Origin of the sequence: Bartonella sp. JB63 (assembly GCF_002022665.1) — a bacterium.
Taxonomy (GTDB): Bacteria; Pseudomonadota; Alphaproteobacteria; order Rhizobiales; family Rhizobiaceae; genus Bartonella.
On sequence record NZ_CP019788.1, the window covers coordinates 1,320,001 to 1,342,540 of the forward strand.

The 22,540-nt window shown below is 36.6% G+C and carries 21 protein-coding genes; 8 read left to right on the plus strand and 13 right to left on the minus strand.

Going from position 1 to position 22,540, the window contains the following annotated elements; all coding sequences use genetic code 11:
- Positions 1-10 precede the first annotated feature (10 nt).
- Positions 11-874, minus strand: a complete 864-nt coding sequence (thiD, locus tag BJB63x_RS05800) for a bifunctional hydroxymethylpyrimidine kinase/phosphomethylpyrimidine kinase (RefSeq protein WP_078719375.1) — start codon at positions 872-874, stop codon at positions 11-13.
- Between the two features lie 116 nt (positions 875-990).
- On the opposite strand from thiD, the gene BJB63x_RS05805 reads away from it, so the two are divergent.
- The 3 genes from BJB63x_RS05805 to BJB63x_RS05815 all read left to right on the plus strand — a co-directional run bounded on the left by BJB63x_RS05805 (position 991) and on the right by BJB63x_RS05815 (position 4,075).
- The gene (locus BJB63x_RS05805; RefSeq protein ID WP_078719376.1) at positions 991-1,806 is read left to right on the plus strand and encodes a lysophospholipid acyltransferase family protein; all 816 of its coding nucleotides are present in this window, start codon (positions 991-993) and stop codon (positions 1,804-1,806) included.
- A gap of 95 nt (positions 1,807-1,901) precedes the next feature.
- Entirely contained in the window at positions 1,902-3,005 is a 1,104-nt protein-coding gene (locus tag BJB63x_RS05810; RefSeq protein WP_078719377.1) for a D-alanyl-D-alanine carboxypeptidase family protein, read from the plus strand.
- Positions 3,006-3,013: 8 nt separating this feature from the next.
- Positions 3,014-4,075: a CobW family GTP-binding protein gene (locus tag BJB63x_RS05815; RefSeq protein WP_078719378.1), complete on the plus strand. Its 1,062-nt coding sequence runs from the start codon at positions 3,014-3,016 to the stop codon at positions 4,073-4,075.
- A 153-nt stretch (positions 4,076-4,228) separates the two neighbouring features.
- Here BJB63x_RS05815 and BJB63x_RS05820 read toward each other — a convergent pair whose 3' ends face one another.
- From BJB63x_RS05820 to BJB63x_RS06605, 4 genes are all read right to left on the minus strand, one after another.
- On the minus strand, positions 4,229-4,978 hold the full coding sequence (locus BJB63x_RS05820) for a L,D-transpeptidase family protein (protein WP_078719379.1): 750 nt from the start codon (positions 4,976-4,978) through the stop codon (positions 4,229-4,231).
- A gap of 29 nt (positions 4,979-5,007) precedes the next feature.
- Positions 5,008-5,964 carry an acetyl-CoA carboxylase carboxyltransferase subunit alpha gene (locus BJB63x_RS05825; protein ID WP_078719380.1) on the minus strand — a complete coding sequence of 319 codons (957 nt, stop codon included), beginning with the start codon at positions 5,962-5,964 and terminating at the stop codon, positions 5,008-5,010.
- Between the two features lie 78 nt (positions 5,965-6,042).
- Entirely contained in the window at positions 6,043-6,981 is a 939-nt protein-coding gene (locus BJB63x_RS05830) for a site-specific tyrosine recombinase XerD (RefSeq protein WP_078719381.1), read from the minus strand.
- Positions 6,978-7,139, minus strand: coding sequence for a hypothetical protein (locus BJB63x_RS06605; RefSeq protein WP_194284785.1), 162 nt, complete (start codon positions 7,137-7,139; stop codon positions 6,978-6,980). Before BJB63x_RS06605 ends, BJB63x_RS05830 begins: the two co-directional genes overlap by 4 nt.
- A gap of 215 nt (positions 7,140-7,354) precedes the next feature.
- On the opposite strand from BJB63x_RS06605, the gene BJB63x_RS06760 reads away from it, so the two are divergent.
- From BJB63x_RS06760 to BJB63x_RS05840, 3 genes are all read left to right on the plus strand, one after another.
- Complete coding sequence (locus tag BJB63x_RS06760; protein WP_442855955.1) at positions 7,355-7,453, plus strand: hypothetical protein; 99 nt, start codon at positions 7,355-7,357, stop codon at positions 7,451-7,453.
- Positions 7,454-7,505: 52 nt separating this feature from the next.
- Entirely contained in the window at positions 7,506-7,697 is a 192-nt protein-coding gene (locus BJB63x_RS06690) for a shikimate kinase (RefSeq protein WP_442855956.1), read from the plus strand.
- 541 nt (positions 7,698-8,238) lie between these two features.
- Positions 8,239-8,604, plus strand: a complete 366-nt coding sequence (locus tag BJB63x_RS05840; RefSeq protein WP_078719382.1) for an MliC family protein — start codon at positions 8,239-8,241, stop codon at positions 8,602-8,604.
- A gap of 218 nt (positions 8,605-8,822) precedes the next feature.
- On the opposite strand, the gene BJB63x_RS05845 is transcribed toward BJB63x_RS05840, so the two are convergent.
- Positions 8,823-9,311, minus strand: coding sequence for a BA14K family protein (locus tag BJB63x_RS05845; RefSeq protein WP_078719383.1), 489 nt, complete (start codon positions 9,309-9,311; stop codon positions 8,823-8,825).
- A 164-nt stretch (positions 9,312-9,475) separates the two neighbouring features.
- Between BJB63x_RS05845 and BJB63x_RS05850 the strand changes: the two genes are divergently transcribed.
- Both BJB63x_RS05850 and BJB63x_RS05855 read left to right on the plus strand, forming a co-directional pair.
- A complete protein-coding gene (locus BJB63x_RS05850) occupies positions 9,476-10,573 on the plus strand; it encodes a carboxynorspermidine decarboxylase (protein ID WP_078719672.1) in 1,098 nt (365 codons plus the stop codon).
- A gap of 56 nt (positions 10,574-10,629) precedes the next feature.
- Positions 10,630-11,880: a saccharopine dehydrogenase family protein gene (locus BJB63x_RS05855; protein WP_078719673.1), complete on the plus strand. Its 1,251-nt coding sequence runs from the start codon at positions 10,630-10,632 to the stop codon at positions 11,878-11,880.
- 122 nt (positions 11,881-12,002) lie between these two features.
- On the opposite strand, the gene lpdA is transcribed toward BJB63x_RS05855, so the two are convergent.
- From lpdA to zapE, 7 genes are all read right to left on the minus strand, one after another.
- The gene (lpdA, locus tag BJB63x_RS05860; RefSeq protein ID WP_078719385.1) at positions 12,003-13,409 is read right to left on the minus strand and encodes a dihydrolipoyl dehydrogenase; all 1,407 of its coding nucleotides are present in this window, start codon (positions 13,407-13,409) and stop codon (positions 12,003-12,005) included.
- 32 nt (positions 13,410-13,441) lie between these two features.
- Entirely contained in the window at positions 13,442-14,641 is a 1,200-nt protein-coding gene (gene odhB, locus BJB63x_RS05865) for a 2-oxoglutarate dehydrogenase complex dihydrolipoyllysine-residue succinyltransferase (RefSeq protein WP_078719386.1), read from the minus strand.
- Positions 14,642-14,673: 32 nt separating this feature from the next.
- A complete protein-coding gene (locus tag BJB63x_RS05870; protein ID WP_078719387.1) occupies positions 14,674-17,673 on the minus strand; it encodes a 2-oxoglutarate dehydrogenase E1 component in 3,000 nt (999 codons plus the stop codon).
- A 144-nt stretch (positions 17,674-17,817) separates the two neighbouring features.
- Positions 17,818-18,720, minus strand: coding sequence for a succinate--CoA ligase subunit alpha (sucD, locus tag BJB63x_RS05875; protein WP_078719388.1), 903 nt, complete (start codon positions 18,718-18,720; stop codon positions 17,818-17,820).
- 3 nt (positions 18,721-18,723) lie between these two features.
- Positions 18,724-19,920 carry an ADP-forming succinate--CoA ligase subunit beta gene (gene sucC, locus BJB63x_RS05880; RefSeq protein ID WP_078719389.1) on the minus strand — a complete coding sequence of 399 codons (1,197 nt, stop codon included), beginning with the start codon at positions 19,918-19,920 and terminating at the stop codon, positions 18,724-18,726.
- A gap of 95 nt (positions 19,921-20,015) precedes the next feature.
- Entirely contained in the window at positions 20,016-20,978 is a 963-nt protein-coding gene (gene mdh, locus BJB63x_RS05885) for a malate dehydrogenase (RefSeq protein ID WP_078719581.1), read from the minus strand.
- A 294-nt stretch (positions 20,979-21,272) separates the two neighbouring features.
- A complete protein-coding gene (gene zapE, locus BJB63x_RS05890) occupies positions 21,273-22,439 on the minus strand; it encodes a cell division protein ZapE (RefSeq protein ID WP_078719390.1) in 1,167 nt (388 codons plus the stop codon).
- Positions 22,440-22,540: the final 101 nt, after the last annotated feature.

Consider the following 22,540-nt stretch of genomic DNA (forward strand, 5'->3'; position numbering starts at 1 on the left):
AGAATCCTTTTCATTTATGATCCCACAATTCACAAAAATGATGAAGCGGACCTCGTCCTTTTCCTACTTGTAAAACATTTGAAGCAGATAAAGCATTATTCAAATAATTTTTAGCTTTTTTGACTGCATCAACTAAAGACAATTTAGGCAAAAGTGCTGCAATCGCGGCTGAAATAGTACAACCAGTACCATGATCATTAGTTGTGATAAAACGGGAAGCGTCAAGCATTATAGCACCTTTAGAATCACAATAAAGATCTGGGCTAGAGAGATCGTAATGATTTCCAGTCTTACAAGCAAGAACATTCAGCTGCCCACCCTTCAATAAAATAGCACCACAACCCAATGCCAAAAGCTGCGCACTGCATTGATACATAGTATCTAATGACCATTTCACTTCACGTCTCAATAACATGGCTGCCTCAGGTAAATTTGGTGTAATCAATGTCGACATAGGAATAAGAACATTACGAATAACTTCAACCGCATCAGGTTTCAAAAGAACATCACCACTTTTTGCTACCATAACCGGATCAAAAACAATAAAAGGGGCTTTATAATAAGCTAAACGCTCTGCAATGACCTGCGCAATTTGAGCATTTGCTACCATCCCAATTTTAACGGCATCAACATGAATATCTTCGAAAACCGAATCAATTTGATCAGCAACAAAAGATGCATCCAACGCTTGAAAAGCCTGCACACCCTGTGTATTTTGAGCTACAACAGCTGTAACTACACTCATACCATAAGCTTTCATTGCTGAAAAAACCTTTAAATCAGCTTGCATTCCAGCACCCCCAGAAGGATCAGTACCAGCAATAGATAAAATTCGTGGAATAAAAAACTTATCTTTACCAATCTGTGATCTCATATGCTTTTTTCCCTAAATTTTTAAATATTTTTAAAAGAAGTTTTCGAAAAAATTTCAATTAAAGGTGTTTTCTCATATAAATTGTATTATAAATAGAACTTTTTGATAGACATGAAATGAGAAATATGGTGCTTATCTTTCGCTCTCTTCTTTTTACAGTCGTTTTTTACACAGCAACCTTTGTACAAATGGTTATTTACGCGCCCTTTTATTTTTTAATGCCGCGTAAAAAGGCGTGGATTGTACCTAAAATATGGGCACGTATTACACTGTTTTTGCACAAACACATTACTGGAACAGACTATGAAATTGAAGGTATAGAAAATCTCCCGACTGGATCTTATATTGTTGCTCCAAAACATCAATCCGCATGGGAAACCTTTAGCCTCGTTCCTTATTTTGATGATCCTGTTCTCATTATTAAGCGTGAATTAATGTGGATTCCCCTTTTTGGTTGGTATATGGCAAAAACACAAATTATTCCGATTAATCGGACAAGTCCTATTAAAGCTCTCAAAACCATTTTACACAATGCAAAACAAAAAGTAAAACAAGGCCGTGAAATTCTCATTTTTCCTGAAGGAACACGCAGACAACCTGGCCAAGATCCAGATTATAAACCAGGAATTACTGCTCTTTACAATGAACTTAAACTTCAAGTTGTACCTATTGCCCACAATGCTGGTTTATATTGGCCACGTAATAATTTTCGTCGCTATCCAGGAACAATCCGCGTCCGTATTCTCCCTCCTATTAAAGCAGGTTTAAATAAACGTGATTTCCTAGATCAACTCATTCAAAAAACAGAAAAAGCTTGTGATGAATTACTTCTATTAGCTGCTCAAGATCGCAATCCTCCTCCTATGCCACCCTCTGCTGTTCAAAGACTTCAAATACTTGGTCATAATTGGAAAGAGCCTGTGCGTGATTAAATATTCATCCTCCTTATGTATACACAAAAATTTTTACAATAAAACTAAATAATATCGGATAATTTAAATCTAGAAATAATGGGGGAATTTACTTTATGAATCAATTCTTTCACAAACTTTTTCTCTCTTTCACTCTGAGTATAACAAGCTCTCTAACTCTCGCCCACCCTTTTATTTCTGTTGATGCTACAACCGGAAGAATATTAAAGCATAATCAAGCTTTTGAACGTTGGTATCCTGCTTCTTTAACAAAATTAATGACGGCTTATGTCATTTTTCGAGCCATGAGCACAGGAAAAATTTCACCCTACAAGCACATCACCATCAGCAAAAATGCAGCGCAAGCACCTGCCATCAATTCAGGCTATAAAGCTGGCTCTATTCTCACACTTGATACAGCCTTAAAAATTACTCTGGTTAAATCCACAAATGATCTAGCTATTGCTATAAGTGAAGCTATTTCTGGTTCACAAGAAGCTTTTGTACAACAAATGAATGCCGAAGCTCAACGTCTAGGCATGTTTGGAACTAATTTTACAAATACAAGTGGGTTACCAGATCCAAATAATTACTCCACAGCCCGAGACATTGCTCTTTTAGCGGTTCAAATTCGTCGGGAATTTCCTCAATATGCTCATTATTTTTCTATTGCAGCCATTGATTTTGGCAATGGACAAAAAATCCAATTGAATTCAAACAATCTTATTGGTCGTTTTGATGGCATAGATGGTATGAAAACAGGATTTATTTGTGCTTCTGGCTTCAATCTTGTTGCTTCAGCAACAAGAAATAAGCGAACAATTATAGCTGTTATTTTAGGATCGGACAGTGTCAATAAAAGAGAAGAAAAAGCAGCACAACTGCTTGATGCAGGATTTTCAGACAAAGGATCTCCCCAATCAACATTAGCAACATTAGAACCTTATGGTACAAAAATATCACAAACAACCGATATGAGACAACAAATATGCACACCTGAAGCTCTAAAAATGCGCTTAGATTCTTATGATGAAGAAGGAAATATCATTCTCACGTCTCCTTTAATTACCCCTTTACCTTCTTCTATTCTTCCTTTGCAAGTAAAACTCATTAACGCACCAAAAGCATTAAAAATCAATGGAAAAATAATACGAGAAATTCCCATTCCACATAAACGACCTCCCTATCACTCTATGATAAAAGCAGTCAATCACATTTAATATTTCAAATGCAGACAACACGTATTCCCGTTACTCTCATTACCGGTTTTTTAGGTTCTGGTAAAACAACTGTTCTCAACTATTTGCTACGAGACCCTCTTTTAGCCAACAGTGCTGTTATCATTAATGAATTCGGTGAAGTAAGTATCGACCATCTCTTTGTTGAAAAAGCAACCGAAGGAATTATTGAATTAACAAACGGCTGTCTGTGCTGCAATTTGCGCAGTGATTTAATCGACACATTAGTTGATTTGATTGATCACACCCAAACACAATATCCCCAAAAATTGAATCGCATTATAATTGAAACAACAGGTTTAGCTGATCCTGCCCCTATTTTACAAGCCATTCTAAGTCATCCTTTTTTAATTCAAGTATTAGCTATTGATGCTGTTATTGCAACATTTGATGCATTAAACTCTTTTTCCATCCTCGAACATTCTCCTGAAATACAAAAACAACTGACTTTAGCTGATAAAATTATTCTTACAAAAACCGATCTTATTGATCATAAAATTCCTCTCGATTTGCTCACCAACAAACTCAAAGCTCTTAATCCTACAGCGCAAATTATCAACTCCCATTCTGATCAATGTAAACCACATGAATTAATAAACAAAATAATTTTGAATGAAAAAGGAGATAATATAGAGATAAAAAAATGGCTCCCCACTGTTCCACATAATCATTCTCATTACCAAAACTTTCGCGCCTTTTCATTAGACTATAATGAACCGATTCACTCCACTACGTTAGAAGCTTTCCTAGATCTCCTAAAAGATCTTTATGGTGAAAAATTACTCCGTGTAAAAGCACTTATCGCATTGCACGATAATCCACATAGTCCACTTGTTCTTCATGGTGTACAAACATTTTTTCATCCACCAATAAGGCTTCCGACATGGCCAGAAGAAATCACAAAAACTCGTTTTGTCATTATTACTAATGGCGTTGAAAAAGAAGCAATACAAAAATTGTTTGATGCTTGTTTAAATAACCCAGCAATAGATACTCCAGACAAAGCTGCTATGTTAAATAACCCTTTAATTATTCCAGGAGTAAAATTTTAATCTCCTTTGTCTATTAATAAATCAAACATTTGCACATCATTTATTCTCCAATATACTCATACTCCACTATTATTAAGGTTAATATATTACTATGAAAGAATTAGCAGGTCTTGTAACATACAAAAATCGTATATTTTATGATACAATTCACTGTCATAAGGCTCTAGCAACTGAAGCTTCATCAGTAAAATGATCAAAAACGTAACGTTTATTATAAACATTAATTTTGGGAGGTTTACGTTTTATTTCAAAAAAATCATAGCCTTCCTTGAGCATCTTCCAGAATTCATAATGAGGACTTGCGTGATGACGTCGCATATTAGCATTAGTCATGCGAAAAGGAAAAGCATGTAATTGAAATTCCTTTTGCCCACCTCTAAAAGCATCCCGCGCGAAAGCGTAGATTTGTGCCATATTGCTATCATTCATTGAATAACAGCCTACAGAAGAACAAGCTCCATGAACCATAATATAGCTCCCTGTACGGCCATGAATCCGATCATAAAGATTAGGAAAACCTATATTAAAAGAAAGATAATATTTCGAATAAGGATTCATTTGATTTGCCTGAATGGTATAAAAACCTTCTGGAGCTTGAAAATCACCTTCTCGATATTTAGGACCAAGCTGACCAGACCATTTACAAATGTTATAACTCATAACAAGAAAGAATACTCCTGAACGATTTTGCTTCCAAATTTCAGCAATATTTTCTTCTTTAAAAAATCGCATCATAATTGGTGCATACTGATCAATATCATGCATAGCCATTTTATTGAGGATTTCTCGAGGTAATGGCTGTTGAACTTTACCTTTGAAAGAAGTAGGTAATCTCTCCTGACATGCCATTAATATTCCAATTAGAATAAAAAATACCACTGAAAAAAATCTATTTAATTTCATTGAATAAAAAATCTCCGATAGCAAATATACTAATTCAAAGAACGACCGATTTGAAGATATTTCTCCCGCCGCTCCTGTTTAATAGTTTCACCATCCTTATCAGCCATAGACTTTAAAGCATCTGAAATAATATTACCTGCTGTCTCAATGACAATCTCTTTTCCACGATGCGCTCCTCCTAAAGGCTCAGGAATAATACCATCAATAATATGTAACTTATAAAGATCTTGAGCAGTAATGCGCATATTCGTTGCCGCATCTTTTGCACGAGCAGAATCGCGCCATAAAATAGAAGCTGCTCCCTCTGGGGAAATAACCGAATAAATCGAATGCTCCAACATATAAACTTTATTGGCTGCAGCAATTGCTATCGCTCCCCCAGAACCTCCTTCTCCAATAATAACGGAAACAACAGGAACCCGTAAGCGTAAAGTTGCTGCCGTTGATTGGGCAATTGCTTCTGCCTGTCCACGTTCCTCAGCACTCACACCAGGATAAGCACCCGCCGTATCAACAAAAGTCAGTAATGGTAATTGAAAACGATCCGCCATTTCCATAATACGCACAGCTTTACGATATCCTTCTGGCCGCGCAGAACCAAAATTATAGTGCAAACGGGTTTGGGTATCATGACCTTTTTCTTGACCTATATAAGCGATTGCTTCACCTTTAAAGCGTGCAAAACCAGCTTGAATAGCTGCATCTTCAGCGAATTTACGATCACCTGCCAAAGGTGTAACATCAGTCAACAATTGCACTGAATAATCCATAAAATGAGGTCGATCAGGGTGACGAGCTACTTGTGTTTTTTGCCATGGTGACAATTTTTTATAGAGATCTCGCAAAGCTGTTTGAGAACGCATTTCGAGACGCGCAATTTCATCGCTCATATCAAGACTCCCTTTTTCTTGAGCGATTTTTTTTAATTCAAGAATTTGCAGATCAAGATCAGCAACTGGTTTTTCAAAATCAAGATAATTATACATTGTACCCAACTTATTTTGTACAATTTATACACTTATAATTTATTTTATTAAAGTCTTTTTCAAAAGATCATCTTCTCTTTATTTAACCTTACACTGATCAACAAGCGGATGATGCTCATTAACCAAACGATAAAGCCTAGCTTCTAATACATGTGTATAAATTTGGGTTGTAGAAATGTCGCAATGACCTAACAAATTTTGAACCACGCGTAAATCAGCACCATTTTGCAACAGATGACTTGCAAAAGCGTGACGCAACACATGAGGAGAGAAGATTTCACTCCGTATTCCTGCTCTTTTAGCGAGATCTTTTAATCCACGGGCAACAAATTGGCGCGCAATATATCCCGTTGATGAACGAGCAGGAAAAAGATAAAAACTTGTTGCATCTTTCCCTTGATCCCGCAGAATTAACCACTGCGACAAAATTTGGCGTGCCTTCTTTGATAAAAGTACTACTCGCTCTTTTTCACCCTTACCGCGAACCAAAATAAATTGTTCTTTCCCCCGTACAGCCTGAACCGGAAGACTTACGAGTTCACTAATACGTAATCCTGTTGCATAAAGCATTTCAAGTAAGACCTGAAGACGCAAAGCACGGAAATAATCCTGGGATCCATACTCTTTTTGACTTGTCTCCAACTGTGCAAAATCAAGTAATTTTGTCACCGTATTTTCACTAATAATTTTTGGTAAAGGACGTACTTGACGAGGTGAATCAATATCACTAGAAGGATCATCCCCTCTTAATCCTTCAGCATAAAGGAATTGGAAAAATTGACGTAAAGTTGATAAACGGCGTGCTTGTGAAGTTGCAGCACAGCCAGCAGTCTGCATAAAAGATAAAAGATTGATCAAATCTTCTCTTTGTGCTGAAAAAAATGAAAGAGAGCGTAAAGATAATTTATTTTGCGCCCATTTTAAATCATGTTGATAAGCTAAAAGTGTACGAACAGAAGCCCCTCGCTCTACACTCATCATTTCAAGAAAATGATCTATGACAGCATCATTTTTCATTCATTTTCTTTCGAAGATGAATTTAATAAATCTAAAGGCACATGAATACGCATATCCACTGTCACTGGTTCAACATAAACTATAAGGGCAATCATAATGCTAAAAAGAGCAGCAATTAAAATGAAAAATATTATTAAAAATCGCGTTAATGTTGGCATAAACAAACTATTCCAAAAAAAATCTTAGTTTCCTATCATACTTGATAAAGATTAACAGGTCTTGACTTTAAGAAAGATAAATATCGAAATAAAATCATGAAAAATAATCATTCTACAAATATCCCCATGACACAAATAAAAAATCAACCCTTATCGTGTCTTAATCAATGAGTAATCATTTTTGTCGGTCCCATAAGTAGTATGATAAATCAGTCATTGGAAAATATGTCACCACCATGCTTAATTTACCTTTTTATGATTCTAATCAAGAAATTGAAAAAGCAGCACATAATGACAAATTCCGAATTTTTTGAAATTTATGGAGAAACAGAGTTTCGATCTTTTAAATAACGCATCATTTTAAAGATCCTCAAAAAAAACTCTCTCATTTTAGGAAAAGGTGGAGAAGCTTATATAAAGCAAAATATCCAGAAAACCATTCGTCAAAATAGGATATCAATATGGCTTAAAGCAGATTTCGATATTCTCATTGAACGTGTTTTAAAGCGTCCTACTCGACCATTTCTTCAGAAAAAAAACCCAGAAATTATGCAATAATTCATACAATAAAATTACCCTATCTATGCAAAAGCAAATTTAACGACTAACAATCACAGCAAAAAGTAGTACAAAATGTTGCACCAAATACCGTTTTAAATTCTCTGACACAAAAAATTAATGAAAACGCTTTAATAAATGTTTATAATGATTGATTAATATTGGCGCTTTCGTTATAAAATTAAATGTGATTGGGTCTGCGTAGCTCAGTGGGATAGAGCACAGGATTCCTAAAGAATTGGGCACTTTCAGGAGAAATCCTAAAAGTGAATCTGCTCAAATTCGGGGAAAACTTCACAGGAATTTGTATGTCAATCCCGAGCCAAGTCTCTTTATTAAATAAAGAGAAAGGTGTAGAGACTGAACGGGCAGCACCTAAGAAGAACAAGCTTTAAGGTGAAGAGACAGTCCAGACCACAAACGGTTTTTCTAACAAAGCTGGCGGTGAAAATCGAAGTGGTATGAATCCTGGGGTCGTAGGTTCGAATCCTGCCGTAGACACCATCACATAAATTACAATTTCTATTTTGGATGAATCATCATGAAAAAATTCTACTTAAGTTTATTACTCTTCAACCCGATCACTGCTTTTGCTGGCTCACTAGTCATCGATGTACCAGATGTGCCAGAACCTATGATAGAAAACGTTGTTTATCAATGTGATACTGGAGCGATTAAAGAAAAAATCGAAGCAACCTATCTCAATGCTGGGAATATTTCGTTAGTTGATTTCAAATGGAAAGGCGAACACATTGTCGCTGCAAATGTTATTGCTGCTTCAGGATCAAAATATGCAGGAGCACAGTATATTTGGTGGGTATCTAAAAACGAAGTTACATTCGTTGATCTTATTAATGATCCAGAAGAAAAGAAACCTATTTTCTGTAAAGTAGAAGAAAAGAAATAAGCTCTTGCTAATTAGTTCTATATTCGTTTGAATTTTATGATTTCTTTTTTTTCTTATGGAATAAAAGAGAAAGTGATTTTTTTTAAAAAATCTTCTAATTGTTCTTGATGAACTGCTGTTTGTGACAGTAGGAGAGAAGTTACTTGTGCTGTCATAAACAAAAAATCATCAACAATATTTCGTGAATACAAATTAAAGCTTTTTACCTTTTATATTCTTTACTCCTTGAAAAAGCTAGAAAAGCATTGCTTGCGAGGTCCATGAAAAGGTTGATAACTATTATCATTTTGATTATAAGAAAGATAACGAGCCTTACAATAATCAATATGGCCCTTTACGCTCCACAATTCTTTTTTCTCTAAAGAGGAAAAAACAGTAGGGTTGTATTTTTGGGTTGATATAGCATTTAGGGGCGTATCTTTTACATCTGAATATGTATATACAACAAATGCTTTTTCAGGATACCACCAGCCATCACTATATTTGCGATAACCATGTCGATAATGGCGATAACCTTTAAAACCATTCAATTCCTTACGACCAGTAACAATCAAAAGAGCTCGATTATCTTGAACAGAAAGCTGATCAACTGCTTTTGCCTCAGTGCCATTATTGTACACTATATTAGAAATATTGGGTGTTATAATGAAAATACTGACAATCGTTACAATGGACAAAATGTAACATAAACTTTTAATGATAGACATAACACATCTCAAAACAACTTAATAGAAACGAATTACAGAAAGTCTTTTTACTGAAAAACAAAAATAGATTTTCTCACTACCATTTTTTCTTGAGACATTCTGTTGCTATATGTACTAAACGTTAATATGAATAATAAGATCCTTCAAAAGAGAACAGATAACAAATGATTGGAACTCCTTATTATCTTATTGATAAACCTAAACTCATAAAAAATATGAAGACTATTACCCACTTACGAGCAATATCAGGAGTGAAAATTTTACTCGCTTTAAAGTGCTTTGCAACATGGAGTCTCTTTGATATTATGTCCCATTATATGGATGGTACCACATCATCATCCCTTTATGAACTTCGTTTAGGAAAAGAAAAATTTGGTAAAGAAACCCATGCCTATTCAGTTGCATGGGCAGATAATGAAATTGACGAAGCTTGTGGTTATGCAGATAAAATTATTTTTAATTCAATTCAACAACTGAAACGTTTTGCTAACGCTACAAAAACTATTCAACGAGGCTTAAGATTGAATCCAGGGATCAGTGCATCAAATTTTGATCTTGCAAATCCTTCTCGTCCTTTTAGCCGTTTAGGAGAAACTAATCAGAATGCTATTAAAGAAGTCTTACCCCTTATTAACGGTTTGATGATCCATAATAATTGCGAAAACAGTGATTTTAATCTTTTTAATCAAATGCTTAACCAAATTGAAGAAAAATTTAAAGAACTTTTCATCGAAGTTGATTGGGTTAGTCTCGGTGGAGGAATTCATTTTACTGCTGAAAATTATCCTTTAGAAGATTTAGCAGAACGTTTAAAATGTTTTTCTCAAACCTACGGCGTAACTGTTTTTCTAGAACCAGGAGAAGCCGCTATTACCAAAAGTACTACATTAGAAGTTAGCGTTCTTGACACATTATATAATAAAAAAAATCTTGCTATTGTTGATAGCTCAGTTGAATCACATATGCTTGATCTTTTAATCTATCGTGAAAATGCTAAATTAGAGCCAAATCACGGTCCTTATGAGATTATGGTTTGCGGTAAATCCTGTCTTGCTGGAGATATTTTTGGAACATTTCAATTTCCTGAACCCCTGAAAATAGGTGACAAATTATCCTTTCAAGATGCTGCAGGATACACAATGGTTAAAAAAAATTGGTTTAATGGCGTTGCAATGCCTGCCATTGTCATTAAAGAATGTAATGGGACTTTAAAACTTCAACGTCAATTTAGCTATAATGATTACAAAAACAGCCTTTCATAACAAACATAACAAATAAAAATCATCATGCAGCAGTATTAAAAGGAGATGAATCCAAAATGAAAAAAAACGTTCTCATTATTGGTGCTGGCGGTGTTGCACAAGTTGTTGCTCATAAATGTGCCCAAAACAATGATCTTCTTGGTGAAATTCATATCGCTTCACGAACACAAAAAAAATGTGACGCAATCATTGCTTCCATTCAAGAAAAAAAAGCTACAAAGGTGGAAGGCATTATCAAAAGTCATGCACTCAATGCAATGGATGTTGAAAAAATTATCAAACTTATTCAAAAGACAAAATGCGAAATCGTTATCAATGTTGGTTCCTCTTTTCTTAATATGTCTGTTCTTTCAGCTTGTATTGAAACCAAATGCGCTTATATCGATACAGCGATTCATGAAGACCCTTTGAAAATTTGTGAAACACCCCCTTGGTATGGCAATTATGAATGGCCCAGACGTCAGGAATGCGAAAAAGCTGGTATCACTGCTATTTTAGGAGCAGGTTTTGATCCTGGTGTTGTTAATGCTTATGCAGCATTAGCACGCGATAGTTATTTCGATACAATTACCGATATTGATATTATTGATATCAATGCCGGAAGTCATGGACGTTGGTTTGCCACAAATTTTGATCCAGAAATTAACTTTCGGGAATTCACAGGACAAGTGTGGTCATGGCAAAATAAACAATGGACTTCTAACCAAATGTTTGAAATTAGTCATGAATGGGATTTACCGGTTGTTGGAAAACAAAAGGCTTACATGACAGGACACGATGAAATACATTCCTTATCCAAAAATCTTGATGTTCCCAATATTCGTTTTTGGATGGGTTTCAGTGAACATTACATTACTGTCTTTACCGTTCTCAAAAATCTTGGACTCTTATCCGAACAGCCTATCAGAACAGCAGAAGGTCAAGAAGTTGTTCCTTTGAAAGTTGTGAAAGCTGTTTTACCTGATCCAGCCTCTTTAGCACCAAATTATAAAGGAAAAACTTGTATTGGAAATTTTTTTAAAGGTACAAAAAATGGAAATTCAAAAGAAGTTTTTATCTATAATATAGCTGATCACAAACAAGCTTTTAATGAAACTGGTGCACAGGGAATTTCTTATACAGCTGGAGTACCTGCTGCTGCTGCTGCTATTCTTATTGCTATTGGCTCATGGGATGTTAAAACGATGGTGAATGTAGAAGAACTACCACCACATCCTTTCCTAAAATATCTCGATCATATGGGACTTCCAACCTATGTAAGAGAACAGCAGAAAGATAAAAATTACAGTTTTAATTTACTCATATAACCGAAATACAATAAAACTGTCTTTTAAAAAGGCGGTTTTACCAAAATATAAAGGTATCAGTGCAAAAAAGCTCTCTCATTCTGCTTTCAAAAAGCACTATGGAACCCTGTTAAAAAATAATTTTAGGTATGAAGAGGTTTAGAAAATGCTGCTAAAGCTGCTTCCCGCACTGCTTCCGATAAGGTAGGATGGGCATGACAACAACGACCTAAATCCTCTGATGAACCACCAAATTCCATCAGAACTGCAACTTCATGGATCATTTCACCAGCACCAAACCCAAGAATATGTGCACCTAAAACTTGATCTGTCTTTTTATCAGCAAGAATTTTAACAAATCCATCGTTTTTTTGCATTGCGCGGGCACGACCATTTGCCATAAAAGGAAACTTTCCAACTTTATAGTTAATACCTGCAGATTTAAGTTCTTCTTCTGTTTTACCTACACTAGCGATTTCCGGCTGTGTATAAACAACACTAGGAATGACATCAAAATTAACATGGCCTTTTTGACCAGCTAAAATTTCAGCCACTGCAACACCTTCCTCTTCAGCTTTATGGGCCAACATTGGACCTTTGACAACATCACCAATTGCGTAAATTCCTGGAATATTGGTTTGCCAATGTGCATCTATTTTAATAAAACCGCGCTCATCCATCTGAACACCTGCCTCTGCTAAACCAAGCCTACCCGTATACGGAGAACGTCCTGTTGCAATCAAAACAACATCAGCCTCTAAAGTTTCTGCTCCACCACCTTGAACAGCTTCAAAAGTTACCTTAGCAACCGAGTCATACTGAGTAACTGCTGTTACCTTTGCACCAAGCTTATATTCAATCCCTTGTTTCTCCATTAACTTTTGAAATTGCCGTGAAACTTCACTATCCATGGATCCTAAAACTTTATCAAGAAACTCCACAATAGTAACTTTAGCGCCTAAACGACTCCACACCGAACCAAGCTCTGAGCCGATAACACCCGCACCAATAACCACCATGCGTGTAGGAACTTTTTCAAGAGCAAGCGCTCCTGTAGAAGACACAATCACTTTTTCATCGATTTTAACATTCATACCTGGAATACCTGATACATCTGAACCTGTAGCGATAATAATATTCTTTGTTGCAATATTTTTTTGATTACCATCTTTAGCAAAAATTTCAATCTGACCTGCACCTAAAATTTTTGCAGTGCCATGAAAAATATCAATTTTATTTTTTTTCATCAAAAAAGAAATACCACTTGTATTAGCCGTTACAACAGCTTTTTTATGTGCCATCATTTTATCAAGATCAAGCTTAGCTTGAGAAATAGAAATACCTAGCGTTTCAAAACCATGCTGCGCCTCAGCAAATAATTCTGAGGCATGTAACAATGCTTTAGAAGGAATACAGCCAATATTAAGACACGTACCCCCCAATGTTGCACGTTTTTCAATAACCGCAGTTTTGAGACCCAATTGAGTAGCTTTTATTGCTGCCACATAACCACCTGGACCAGCTCCAATCACAACAACATCATAAGACATCTGTCTTCCCTTTCATCTTAAAAACTGTGTTTTTATAAATCAAGAACAAGACGTTCCGGATCTTCCAAACTTTCTTTAACACGCACAAGGAAAGTAACAGCTTCTTGGCCATCTACAATACGATGATCATAAGAAAGCGCTAAATACATCATTGGACGAATTACAATTTGTCCTCCAACCACCATCGCACGTTCTTTAATCGCATGCATTCCCAAAATACCAGATTGCGGTGCATTCAAAATCGGTGTTGACATTAATGATCCATAAATACCACCATTAGTAATAGTGAATGTTCCACCCAACATATCAGCAACCGTCAATTTTCCATCACGAGCAAGACGTCCTAAACGACCAATTTCTTTTTCAATCTCTGCAATTGACATTTGATCTGCATTACGAACAACCGGAACAACAAGTCCTTTGTCTGTTCCAACAGCAATTCCAGCATTAACATAATTTTTATAAACAATGTCTGTTCCATCAATTTCCGCATTAACAGCAGGAAGCTCTTTTAACGCGTGGCAAACAGCTTTGGTAAAAAAGCCCATAAAGCCAAGCTTAACACCATGCTTCTTTTCAAAAAGATCTTTGTAACGTTTACGCAAATCCATCACAGTAGACATGTCAACTTCATTAAATGTGGTTAACATTGCTGCTGTATTTTGTGCATCTTTAAGACGATGTGCAATTGTCTGGCGTAATTTTGTCATACGAACTCGCTCTTCGTGCATTGCATTTACAGATGCAGCAGAAGAAACAGAAGCCAATGTTTTTTCTTTTTGTGCTAAAACATCAAGAACATCTCCTTTGAGAATCTGTCCACGCTTTCCAGAACCTGAAATATCGCTTTTCTCTATATTATTTTCAGCCATTAACTTTGTTGCTGAAGGTGCAGGAGGCATCCTTTCTCCTAAAGAGGAAGCTGATAGAGACGTTGTCACAGAAGCAGGTGTAGGTGTAACAGAAGGCGATGCAGCTGACGCAGAGATATTAATTCCCTCTTCAACTATCCCTAAGAGAGCATTCACTTCAACTGTATCACCTTCCTTTGTAATGATTTCAGATAACTTTCCGGCAACAGGAGAAGGAACCTCAACTGTTACCTTATCAGTTTCTAACTCAACCAAAGGCTCATCCATAGCCACGGCTTCACCAATTTTCTTAAACCATTTGCCAATTGTTGCCTCAGTAACTGATTCGCCCAAAGTAGGAACACGGATTTCAGTAGCCATAATATTTTTCCATACGTCAGAGTAATAATGAATTAAGAACCCAACGCGTCTTCAAGAAACGCGGCAAGCTGTTCAAGATGTTTCGACATTAAACCAGTCGCAGGCGACGCACTTGCAGAACGCCCAGCATAACGCGCACGTGAATAACGTGCACGAATATGAATCAGAACCCATTCTAAATAAGGCTCAATAAATGACCAAGCACCCATATTTTTTGGCTCTTCTTGGCACCAAACAATTTCAGCCTTTAAAAAACGCGATAATACATTCACCAGAGCTTTTGCTGGAAAAGGATAAAGTTGTTCAACACGTAACAAATAAACATTATCAATTCCTCTCTTTTCACGTTCTTCATAAAGATCATAATAAACTTTACCTGTACAAAGAACAACACGACGAATCTTACTGTCTTTTTGTAATTCAATCATAGAGGTTTTGAGACATTCTGCATCATCAAGCAATAAACGATGAAAATTTGTTTCTGGTCCCATTTCACTTAAAAAAGAAACCGCTCGTTTATGGCGCAAAAGTGATTTTGGCGTCATTAGAATCAATGGTTTACGGAAATCACGTCTAATCTGGCGACGCAAAATATGAAAATAATTCGCAGGAGTTGTACAATTTGCAACTTGCATATTATCCTCTGCACACAGTTGCAGAAAACGCTCTAAACGTGCTGAAGAGTGCTCTGGCCCTTGTCCTTCAAAACCATGAGGTAATAAACACACGAGACCAGACATACGAAGCCATTTACGCTCAGCAGATGAAATAAATTGATCAAAAATGACCTGTGCACCATTAGAAAAATCACCAAATTGCGCCTCCCAAAGTGTTAAACCACGTGGCTCAGCTAGTGAATATCCATACTCAAAACCAAGAACAGCTTCTTCGGAAAGCATGGAATTTACAACTTCATAAATAGCTTGTCCCTTTTGTAAATTATTTAAAGGGATATAACGGGCTTCATTTTCTTGATCATAAAGAACTGCATGACGTTGCGAAAAGGTCCCACGCTCAACATCTTCACCAGAAAGGCGAACCGGTGCTCCTTCCAAACATAAAGAACCAAAAGCTAAAGCTTCAGCTGTTGCCCAATCAATGCTCTCACCAGTTTCAAACATTTGAGCACGATTATTTAAAAACCGCTGAATCGTTCTATGTATATGAAAATCTGACGGAATTTCGACAAGTTTTTTTCCAATCTCCTTTAAAGTTTTCAATTCAATGCCTGTCGTTCCACAGCGCTGCTCATCACTATTACTGGCAGCCTTAAGACCTGTCCAGCTTCCATCAAGCCAATCAGCCTTATTGGGTTTATAAGAAGCGCTGGCTTCAAATTCATTTTCAAGCTTATCACGCCACGCTTTTTTCTTTTGTTCAAATTCTTGAGGGTCAACCACTCCTTCTGCTATTAGCTGGTCACTATAAAGCTGGACAATCGTTTTGTGATTACGAATCGCTTTATACATAAGCGGCTGTGTAAAGGAAGGTTCATCGCCTTCATTGTGCCCATAACGACGATAGCAAAACATATCAATTACCACCGGTTTATGAAAGATTTGACGGAATTCTGTTGCTACTTTTGCTACAAAAATGACAGCTTCAGGATCATCTCCATTCACATGAAAAATTGGCGCATCGATCATTTTCGCTACATCTGATGGATAAGGTGACGAACGTGAAAAGCGTGGATTAGTTGTAAATCCGATTTGATTATTGATAATTACATGTATCGAACCCGCAACACGGTAACCTCTCAGATCTGAAAGACCAAATGTTTCCTGAATAACGCCTTGTCCTGAAAAAGCTGCATCACCATGAATAAGAAGCGGCATGACTTTTGAACGTTCACTTAACGAAATAACCTCAGTACGCTCAGGACCAACAAGCTGATCTTGCTTAGCGCGTGCTTTTCCAATAACAACTGGATCAACAATCTCAAGATGAGATGGATTAGGCAAAAGCGACAAATGAACCTTTTTACCATCAAATTCACGGTCAGCAGAAGTGCCCAAATGATACTTTACATCACCTGATCCTTCCACATCATCCGGTTTATAAGAACCACCCTTAAATTCATGAAAAATAGCTCGATGTGATTTTTCAAGAACTTGAGAGAGAACATTTAAACGACCACGGTGAGCCATTCCTAAAACTATTTCCTGAACCCCTAAAGCACCACCACGCTTAATAATCTGTTCAAGAGCTGGGATAAGTGCCTCACCCCCATCAAGCCCAAAACGTTTTGTCCCCTTATATTTTGTATCTAAAAATTGCTCAAAGCCTTCTGCCTCTATAAGCTTGTTGAGGATAGCTTTTTTACCCTTTTGTGTGAAAGCAATTTGTTTATCTGGACCCTCAATACGTTCTTGAATCCATGCTTTTTGAGCAGGATCTGAAATATGCATATACTCCACACCGATCGTCGAACAATACGTACGATTAAGAATTTCAAGCATCTGCGGGATAGTTGCATACTCTAATCCCAAAACATTATCAATAAAGATCGGACGTTCATAATCAGCAGGACTAAAACCATAGGCTTCTGGAGATAATTCTTTATAATCTTCTCGATTTTCAGCCAGTTGAAGCGGATCAAGCTGTGCATGAAGATGTCCTCGAGCTCTAAAAGCACGAATCATCATAAGTGCATGAACAGAATCACGTGTTGCTTGAATAATATCTTCTTTGCTAGATGTCTTTCCATTTTGTGCAGCATTAACTGCTGCTTTTTCTTTTAATTTATCGCCAAAATGCTTCTCAAGAGCAGACCAATCATTATCTAAAGCAGAAACTAACTCTCCACTTTCCCTTAATGGCCAATGATCCCGTTGCCATGTTGCTCCTTCAGCATTTTTGATCACATCTTCCTTATTATCTTGAAAGGTTTCAAAAAAATTACACCACTGTGGATCAACATTAGTAGGATTTTTTTTATATTCGGCATAAAGTTGATCTATATAATCCGCATTTCCACCATACAAAAATGATGTTTGTGTAAAAAGATCATTTTTCTCATCCTGCCTTGCCATACATCTTTTCCGGAACCCTGTTCCGTCTCCTTAATATATCCGCCTTATTTTTAAAATAAGAATCGAAAAATTGCAAAAAAGCTTTTATTCTTATAATTCATATTTTATCTTAATGCTTAATATTCATTCAGATAAAATCTTCTTTTAACCCCTCAACACTGCAACTAAAGTTTCGCCTATTTGTGATGGTGAAGGAGAAACCCGAATTCCTGCTGCTTCCATTGCTGCAATTTTATCTTCTGCACCACCTTTACCACCAGAAATCACTGCACCAGCATGTCCCATTGTCCGTCCTGGAGGAGCTGTACGACCAGCAATAAAACCAACCATTGGTTTCTTGCGACCCTTCTTTGCTTCATCCCTTAAAAACTGTGCAGCTTCTTCTTCAGCAGAACCACCAATCTCACCAATCATAACAATAGATTCAGTTTCATCATCAGCTAAAAACATTTCCAATATATCAATAAATTCAGTACCTTTAACAGGATCACCTCCAATACCAATAGCTGTCGTCTGTCCAAGTCCTTCATGACTCGTTTGAAAAACCGCTTCATACGTTAGAGTTCCTGACCTCGACACAACTCCAACAGAACCTTTCCTGAAAATAGAACCTGGCATGATACCAATTTTACACTCATTAGGAGTAAGAATACCTGGACAATTAGGACCAATTAAGCGCGATTTCGATTTCTTTAATTTAGCTTTAATCTTAACCATATCCATAACCGGTATACCTTCTGTAATACAGACAATTAAACCGATCTCAGCGTCAATAGCCTCTATAATGGCATCAGCAGCTGCTACAGGAGGAACATAAATAACCGAAGCATTAGCTCCAGTCTTTTCTTTACCTTCCACAGCACTAGCAAAAATTGGAAGAGTTTCACCCTTTGATCCCTTCCATGTTTCTCCGCCCTTTTTGGGATTAATGCCACCAACCATTTGTGTACTATGGTAAGCAAGCGCTTGTTCTGTATGAAACGTTCCCGTTTTCCCTGTAAGGCCTTGAACAAGAACTTTTGTATCCTTATTAACAAGAATCGACATGGCTTAAGCTCCCTTCACTACTGCAACAATTTTTTGAGCAGCATCATCTAAATCACCAGCCGAAATAACGTTCAAACCACTTTCACTGATAATTGCTTTACCCTGTTCAACATTAGTACCTTCAAGGCGAACAACCAAAGGAACTTTTAAACCAACTTCTTTAACAGCAGTAATCACACCTTCAGCGATAATATCGCAACGCATAATCCCACCAAAAATATTAACTAAAATGCCTTTAACATTTGGGTCAGCTGTAATAATTTTAAAAGCGGCAGTTACTTTCTCCTTTGAAGCACCACCACCAACATCAAGAAAATTCGCTGGCTCAGCTCCATAAAATTTAATGATATCCATTGTTGCCATAGCAAGACCAGCACCATTCACCATACAGCCAATCGTCCCATCAAGAGCGACATAAGCAAGATCATGTTTTGACGCTTCAATTTCTTTTGGATCTTCTTCTGAAATGTCACGTAATTCCAAAATATCTGGATGTCTAAATAAAGCATTATTATCGAAAGAGACTTTCGCATCAAGAGCACGTAAACGGCCATTATCCATTACAATCAGTGGATTGATTTCAAGAAGACTCATATCTTTTTCACAAAAAGCCTTATAGAGTATCGGAAATAGTTTTTCGCCATCTTTACGTGCATTATCACATAATCTTAATGCATCACAAAGCTTCGTGCAATCATTAGAAGTAACGCCTTTCATAGGATCGATAGGAAGAGTGAGTATTTTTTCGGGTGTCTCTTCAGCAACCATTTCAATATCCATCCCCCCCTCTGTCGATACAACGAAAGCAACTTGACCAACTGTACGATCAACTAAAAGTGAAAGATACAGCTCCTGTTCAATATCAGCACCATCCTCAATATAAAGGCGATTAACCTGTTTACCTTCTGGACCTGTTTGCTTAGTTATCAAAGTTTTACCAAGCATTTCTTTTACATTAACAACAACTTCTTCAACTGATTTTGCAATCCGAACACCACCTTTTGAATCAGGACTAAGTTCTTTAAACTTCCCCTTTCCACGGCCTCCAGCATGAATTTGACTCTTAACTACATAAAGTGGTCCAGGTAATTTTTTCACCCATTTTTCAGCTTGTTCTACAGAATAAACAGCAACACCATTCGCTATTGGCGCACCATACTCATGAAGCAAACGTTTGGCCTGATACTCATGGATATTCATTTATTTTCCCTTTTCTTCTACGGATCACTAAATCGATCCTTAAAACACTTAAGGTAACTATCTTTACCTAGCAAACACTCTTTTAAATCATCGAATTATCCAAGATTAGGTTCGATAGCAACACATGCTTTACAAAGCTCGTACACTGAATTTACTGATTTTTCAAAAGCAGCTTTTTCATTGTCGTTAAGATCAATTTCAATGACTCGTTCAACACCACCAGCGCCAACAACAACAGGAACGCCAACATACATGTCCTTAACACCATATTCACCTGAAAGGTAAGCAGCAACAGGAACAACACGTTTAGTATCTTTTAAATAAGCTTCAGCCATCACAATAGCAGAAGAGGCTGGAGCATAAAAAGCAGAACCCGTTTTTAACAAATTCACAACTTCTGCCCCTCCATCCCTTGTACGTTGAATAATTTGGTCAAGCTTCTCTTGTGTTGTCCAACCCATTTTCACAAGATCGAGCAAAGAAATACCAGCAACAGTGGAATAACGGGTCAAAGGAACCATCGAATCACCATGGCCTCCCAAAACAAATGCCGTAACATCTTTAACAGAAACTTTAAATTCTTCAGACAAGAAATAACGAAAACGTGCAGAATCAAGAATACCAGCCATACCAATAACTTTTTGTGTTGGAAGACCAGAAAACTTCTGCAATGCCCATACCATTACATCAAGAGGATTCGTAACACAGATTACAAATGCTGAAGGTGCATATTTCTTAATTCCCGTACCAACTTGTTTCATAACCTTTAAATTAATAGCTAAAAGGTCATCGCGACTCATACCAGGTTTACGTGCAACACCTGCTGTTACAATAACAACATCCGCATTTACAATGGCTTCATAAGTATTGGTCCCTGCTAAATTTATATCAAAACTTTCAACCGACGATGATTCTGCTATATCCAAAGCTTTACCCTGCGGCAATCCCTCTGCAATATCAAATAAAACGACGTCTCCAAGCTCCTTGAGCCCTATTAAATGCGCTAAAGTACCACCAATCATACCTGAGCCAACTAAAGCTATTTTCTTCCGTGCCATTTTCACTTCCTCTTCTTTAATACTAAGCGCAAAACTCCCCATGCTACAGATTAAATATTTTCACTTAAATCTAATCCCACTTTTAATAAGACCGCCTAGGAACAAGATGATCAAGGTTCACTAAATTTTTTTTCATTGCTAGAAACTCTTCTCTAAAATATTAAAGTTAGTGATTGAACTACAATCATATCGATAAGATGAATTAAAAAAAAATACAACAGAATTATTACAACATTTTTAAATTCAATGGGTTATTATTTTAGCAGATTACGTAAAGGTAAAGTAAAGATTCATTTATTTCTTTAAAAATTGTTCTGCCCAAATATTGAGATAATCTTGGCTTTGCATTTCAAATAGACGTGATTGCGTTCTTCGAAACTCAAATGTTTCTGTTGTTTGTGCCTGCCCTTTATATAACTGCTCAAGTTCTGCTTCCGCGGATATAAAAAGTCTTATGTGGCGTTCATAAAGAATATCAATAAGCAAAATGAACCGTTTAGTTTCATTGCGACGTGCATCATCCATAACAGGAACGTGATCAATAAAAATCGTATGGTAATTCTCCCCTAACGCTAAATAATCAACTGCTGCTAAAGGCTTTGCACAAAGATCCTGATAATTAAAGCGTGCACATCCTGCACCAAAACGTGGAACATGAATAGAACGCCCCTTCACAGATATATTATCAGATGTTTCTTTTTGGCCTTGTAAAACTAATGTCCATGCATGATCCATGCTTTCATCTGCAGCTTGCCCCAATGGAGTTATAAACATATTTTGTGGATTTGATTTCTCAAGGCGATAATCTGTCTTTGCATCAAGATTAATAACAAAGACTCGTGTTTTTAAAATTTGAATGAAAGGCATAAAGAGTTCTCGATTCAAACCATTGTAATAAAGATTATCAGGAGCGACATTTGAAGTAGCAACAAAAATTACTCCTTGATTAAATAAAGCGGAAACAAGACGACCGAGCACCATAGCATCCGCAATATCTGTTACACTAAATTCATCAAAACAAAGCACACGGGTTTCTCGTGCAAGATTTTCTGCAACTACTAAAATAGGATCATTTTTCTTGGATTTTTCATTTCTAAATGCTTGTCGATGTTCATTAATACGTTCATGTACATCAGCCATAAAATCATTAAAATGAGCGCGTTTTTTATTACCTTCTGGCAAACAAGAGAAAAATAAATCCATGAGCATGGTTTTACCTCGCCCGACCTCACCATAAATGTACAGTCCCTGAACTAAATCATCAGCACTATATTGTTTTGAAACATAAGAGTACTTTTGTTTCTTAAAAAAATGCCAGAATGTCCAAGGCCGAGAAATCTTTTGTGCTGAAATTTCTTGTAATAAATCATCAAAATGTTTTGTTAAATTCCATTGAGCTGCATCAAAACTAATTTCTCCCTTAGAAACAAGTTCTTCATAGCGCATCGAAACTAAAACCATCCAAATATCCTTTTTTCAAATCATTCTGAAAAAATACAAATTTTATAGACAGAAACGCTTCTTTTTTGCATCATTTCGTGATTAAATAATGCAAATTTGTG